Raw genomic sequence first — 5,489 nt, forward strand, 5'->3', positions numbered from 1 at the left:
CGTCTTCCGGCAGTGCCGACGACGCGTAGGCAGATTGGTAGGCTGCGATCGACCGCGACGGCGCGGCATAGCCCGGCTGCGGCAGGGACACGGGCGCGGCATGCGGCATGGCTTCCCGTTGCGGCGTCTCGGCCGCCGCATCGTCGAACGCGCCCTCTACCGTGGCCAGCACTTCCACACCGCCGTCCACGCTGCGATTCGACACGATCAGCGCGTCCGGCCCCAACACCTGGCGCACCTGGCGCATCACTTCCCGGCTGTTGACGCCAAAAAAACGGCTTATCTTCATTGCCCATTGCTCCCGCCGATCAGAGCGGTCACGCGGACCATGCGCTCATCGGGTATTTCAGTATTCGACAACACACCCAGCTGCGGCAGGTGATGACGCAGGAACCGCGACAGCGGCGCGCGCAGCACCGGCGACACCAGCAACACCGGCGCGTTGCCCTGCGATTCCTGGCGCTCGACCGCCGCCTGCGTTTCGCGCAGCAAGGTGTCGGCCAGGCCGGGCTCCAGCCCGCCGCTGGTGGTCATGGCCTGCGACAGCACGCGCTCCAGCTTCACGTCCAGCCCGATCACCCGCAGCTCGCCCTCGCCCGGGAACCATTGCTGCGTGATCGCACGGCCCAGCGAACGGCGGGTCAGCATGATCAATTCGTTGATATCGGGCTGGCCACCAGCGCCGGCCGCCTGCGCCGCCAGGCGCGGACCATGCTCGGACAGCGTATCGATGATGGTCCGCATATCGCGGATCGGCACTTCTTCGGACAGCAGCCCTTGCAGCACCTTTTGCAGCGCGGTCAGCGACAACGTCTTGGGCACCAGGTCCTCGACCAGCTTCGGCGCGTCGCGGCCAATGCGGTCCAGCAACTGCTGAACTTCCTGGCGACCCAGCAGATTCGAGCCGTGGCGGTGCATCAAGTGGTTCAAGTGCGTCGCCACCACCGTGCCGGCATCCACCACGGTATAGCCCGCCACCTGTGCCTGATCGCGCAAGCCGCCGTCGATCCACAGCGCCGGCAAGCCGAAAGCCGGATCGGTCGTCGGGGTGCCCTTGATCTGTATGGTGACGCCGCCCGGATCGATGGCCAGCCATTGGCCCGGCATCGCCACGCCATGCCCCACTTCCACGCCCGACAACAGAATGCGGTAATCGTTGGGCTTGAGTTCCAGGTTGTCGCGGATGTGCACGACCGGCGGCAGGAAGCCGACGTCCTGCGCAAACTTCTTGCGCAGGCTGCGGATGCGATGCAGCAGCTCGCCGTTCTGGGCATGGTCCACCAGCGGAATCAGGCGGTAGCCCACTTCCAGGCCCAACTGGTCCACCATGGACACATCGTCCCAACTTGCCTCCGCCGCGGCGGCCTGCGCCTGCGTGACGGCTTGCGGCGGGATCTGCTCGGCAGCCTGCGCCGCCGCCTGCCGCCGCTTGTGCAGCATCCAGCCGCCCCAGCCCAGCGCGCCCGCCAGCGTCAGGAACGCGATATGCGGCATATTGGGAATCAGGCCCATGATGCCGATGATGCCGGCCGTCAGGAACAGCACGGCCGGGTTCGAGAACAGCTGGCTAATGATCTGCTGGCCGATGTCCTGGTCGGTCGACACGCGCGACACGACCACGCCGGCGGCGGTCGAGATCACCAGCGCCGGAATCTGCGCGACCAGGCCGTCGCCGATCGTCAGCAGCGTGTAAACGCGGGCCGAATCGCTCATCGACATGTCGTGCTGGGCCACGCCCACGATCAGGCCGCCGATGATGTTGATCGCCATGATCAACAGGCCGGCGATGGCGTCGCCACGGACGAACTTGCTGGCGCCGTCCATCGAGCCGAAGAAGTCCGATTCCTGCGAGACTTCCGCGCGGCGGCGGCGCGCCTCGTCTTCACCGATCAAGCCGGCGTTCAGGTCGGCGTCGATCGCCATCTGCTTGCCGGGCATGGCGTCCAGGGTGAAACGCGCGCCCACTTCGGCGATCCGGCCGGCACCCTTGGTGATGACGATGAAGTTGATGATGGTCAGGATCACGAACACGATAATCCCGACGGCGAAGTTGCCGCCCACCAGGAAGTGGCCGAACGCCTCGATCACCTTACCCGCGGCATCCGGGCCCGTGTGGCCGTTCAGCAGCACGACGCGGGTCGACGCCACGTTCAGCGACAGGCGCAGCAAGGTGGCGAACAGCAGCACGGCCGGGAAGGCGGCGAAATCCAGCGGCTTCTTCGTGAACATGGCCACCAGCAGGATCATCACGGACAACGCGATGTTGAAGGTGAACAGCAGGTCCAGCAGGAACGTGGGCAGGGGCAGCACCATCATGCCCAACACCATCACGATCAGGATCGGCCCCGCCAGAAGCCGCGCATGGCCGGCCCCGTTATTCTTCAACATGGTGAGCAAAGCGCTCATTCCTTAAACTCCTTGTGCTGCGGTGTTTGCCTGCGGGTCCAGTGCGGCGGGCACGGCCAGCCGGGGCGGGGCCGTCGGTTCGACTCCCCATCCCGAGCGCCACGAACGCAGCTGGAAGACCCACGCCAGCACTTCGGCCACCGCGGTATATAGCTCGCCTGGGATTTCTTGCCCCAGTTCGACGTGTTGATGCAATGCGCGCGCCAGCGGCGGCGCTTCCAATGTCGGGACGCGGTTCTCGGCGGCCAGTTCGCGAATCTTCGCCGCGATCAGTCCGGTGCCCTTGGCCACCACGCGCGGCGCGCCGCTCTTGTCCTCGTCGTACTTCAGCGCCACGGCATAGTGCGTCGGGTTGGTCACCACGACGTCCGCCTTCGGCACTTCAGACATCATCCGGCGCCGCGCCGCCTGGCGCTGCTGCTGGCGGATGCGCGCCTTGACGTGCGGGTCGCCTTCGCTTTCCTTGTGTTCCTGGCGCACATCCTCCTTGGACATGCGCAACTTCTTCAAGTGGCTCCAGATCTGCCACGGCACGTCCAGCATCACGATGACCAGCAGCGACGCCACGATGAAGGCGCAGCACATGGCGACCAGCGACAGCGCCTTGATCAGCGCGGCCGACGGCGCCACGTGCATCAGGCTCAGCATGTCGTCGTGGTAGCGCCAGATAACCCAGACGGCCACGCCGCCCACCAGCAGGGCCTTGGCCAACGCCTTGATCAGCTCGACCACGGTCTGCGACGAGAACATCCGCTTCAGACCGGAAAAGAAACTGAGCTTCGAGAAATTCGCCTGTAGCGGCTTGCCCGAAATGACAATGCCGCCCAGCAGCACGCTGGACAGGACGGCCACCACCACCAGCACCCCGAAGACGGGCAAGGTCGCCAGCAAGGCGTGGCCGAAACCGCTGACGGCCAACTCCACCATCACGCCGGGGTCGGTCACGATACGCTGGTCGAACGCCATGCCGTTGCGCAATACCCCGCTCAGGCCCTGGTAGAGCGAGCCGCCACCCATCCAGATCACCGCGACACCGGCGGCCAGCATCATGAACGTGCCCAATTCCCGGGAACGCGCAATCTGCCCCTCCTCGCGCGCCTTTTCCAGGCGCCTGGGAGAGGCGGCTTCGGATTTTTCGAGGTCGCTTTCTTCGGCCATGCTCTGCGGTGTCGTTGCGGCTCGCGGATTTTCGGATTACGAGCTGCCCGCCGAGATTCTAGGAGGCCCCGGTGATCGGCGATAAGCCAAGAAACGGGGGGAAAGCGGCGCTATTCCCGGCTGCGTGTCCGGCCCGGCCGCCCGCCCTCTTCCAGATGCCCCGCCACAAGCGCCCGCCAGCGCGGTCAGCGCCCCGCCGGAACGGCCTCTTGCACCGGCGCCGCGCCTTCCAGGGCGGCCTGGAAGCGCACATAGTCCAGGCCGATGCGCACCGCGCCCCAATGTTCCGACCCCAAATATAAGGGGACCGAAATATCATTGACGATTTCACCGGTATCCCGCGAATAGGTCTGAAACAGCATCGACCCCGTATTGGCGGCCAGCCGGGCGCCGACCGGATCATCGAAAATCCGCTTGTGCCGGACCCGGGCGATATCGACCGCCGCGTCGCCCGTCGGGGGGTGCGAAAACCGGCTGTTGTGCGCGGGTGCGTAGCCCCGGTTATCCACCAGGATGGTGTAAATGCCGCCGGGCACCCCTTCCAGCACGTCATCCAGCAGCCGGGTGAGCGGTTCGTCGATCTCGCGGTCATACCGCGTGTGGTAGCGCGCGGGCTCGCTGCCGGGGATGCGCTGGTAGTGCCGGTCGAAGACGTCCACGCCGCGCCGGCGCGCCGCTTCCAGCAAGCCGACAGCCGCGGCCCGGAAATCGTCCACCGCGTCGGACAGATGATCAAACGCCGTATTGCCCGTGCGCATGTCGGCCAGCACTTCCTGCACGCTCTCGGTCTGACGGCGGATCCGGTCGATCTCGCCCGACATATGGCCCACGCGCTCTTGCACGTCGGCGCTCAGCGCCGCAATCCGCCCCACTTCCTGGCTCATGCCATGGTTGGTGGCGTCGACGTCGCCGATCGCCTGCACCACCTCGCCCACCTGACGGTTCATGCTATCGAAGTCGCGCACGAAACGCTGGAAGTCGGAACACGTCCGGTCCAGCACGGCGCCAGAGGCGTCCACGTCATCGCGCAGCGTGCCGGTCTGCCGCTGCGTGGTGTCCACCAGTTCCAGCATTTCAACCGTATGCCGGCCGATATCGTTGTTGGCGGCATTCACGCGTTCGGCCAGGCGGCCCACCTCGGTGGCGACCACCGCGAAGCCGCGGCCGGCATCGCCAGCCCGCGCCGCCTCGACGCCCGCGTTCAACGCCAGCAGTTGCGTCTGCAAGGCGATATCCTTGATCAGTTTGCTGATGTCGCCCACCGAGCGCGCCCGCCCGGTCAGTTGCCCCACCACCTCGGTAAATGCGGCCATTTCACGGGTCATGCGGTCCACCCGGGCACGCACATCCGACAGCTCGGCCAGCGCCGCTTCGGCGGCGTGCAGGTTCTGGCCCGATAGCTGGGCGATCTCGCGGGCGTGGGTGGACGTCGACGTGGACAAGGCGGCGATCTGCGCGCCGCTATCGGCCAGCGCGCCCGCCGCCCGCGCCTGCTCCTGCGCCAGCAACGCGCAACGTCCCGCCTGGAACTGCGTGCGTGCCGCGTTCAGCGCGATTTCAATGCTGGATTGCCGCACGGTCATGATCCGCCGGCGGATCTGCCCCAAAAAGCGGTGCAGCGGAAAAACGGCGGGGGTGATCGGCAGCGTGCGCTCCGACAGCGCGGCGTCGCCGCGGTTGAGCCGGCGCAACAACCCCCACATGCCGCCAAGGCGGAATACGGATCTGGCCAAGATGGACCTCCTTGTGCTGGCCCGGATCGCCTTCTTTGGGCATCCGTTGCCTGGCGCGCGGTGCGCGCGCCATGTCTCTCGCTGCAAGGCCCCGTTTTTGTTGTGCCTTAAGTCTATCGATCAGGGCATCTTTGCGCCCTTGGGGTATACGTTCATTCACGCGCGGTCGCAATGCATGCGCGCCGCGGGGGG

General features: G+C 66.4%; 3 protein-coding genes and 1 pseudogene. All 4 read right to left on the bottom strand.

Annotated elements, in window-relative coordinates; translation table 11 throughout:
- Positions 1-289, bottom strand: a pseudogene (locus tag ACE039_RS15550) (flagellar biosynthesis protein FlhF); the annotation flags it as partial.
- Positions 286-2,406, bottom strand: coding sequence for a flagellar biosynthesis protein FlhA (gene flhA / locus ACE039_RS15555; RefSeq protein WP_105560559.1), 2,121 nt, complete (start codon positions 2,404-2,406; stop codon positions 286-288). The gene flhA and the pseudogene ACE039_RS15550, both read right to left, overlap by 4 nt.
- 3 nt (positions 2,407-2,409) lie before the next feature.
- Positions 2,410-3,564 (bottom strand): flagellar biosynthesis protein FlhB, encoded by a 1,155-nt coding sequence (gene flhB / locus ACE039_RS15560; RefSeq protein ID WP_485822758.1) that lies wholly within the window; start codon positions 3,562-3,564, stop codon positions 2,410-2,412.
- Positions 3,565-3,749: 185 nt separating this feature from the next.
- Positions 3,750-5,297, bottom strand: coding sequence for a methyl-accepting chemotaxis protein (locus ACE039_RS15565; RefSeq protein WP_485822759.1), 1,548 nt, complete (start codon positions 5,295-5,297; stop codon positions 3,750-3,752).
- Between the last annotated feature and the right edge of the window lie 192 nt (positions 5,298-5,489).

Source organism: Achromobacter maghribensis (genome assembly GCF_057334215.1).

What these genes read in the sequence shown, in the direction of transcription:
- flhA (WP_105560559.1), bottom strand. Translation starts at nt 2,406, where the DNA reads ATGAGCGCTTTGCTCACCATGTTGAAGAATAACGGGGCCGGCCATGCG.
- flhB (WP_485822758.1), bottom strand. Translation starts at nt 3,564, where the DNA reads ATGGCCGAAGAAAGCGACCTCGAAAAATCCGAAGCCGCCTCTCCCAGG.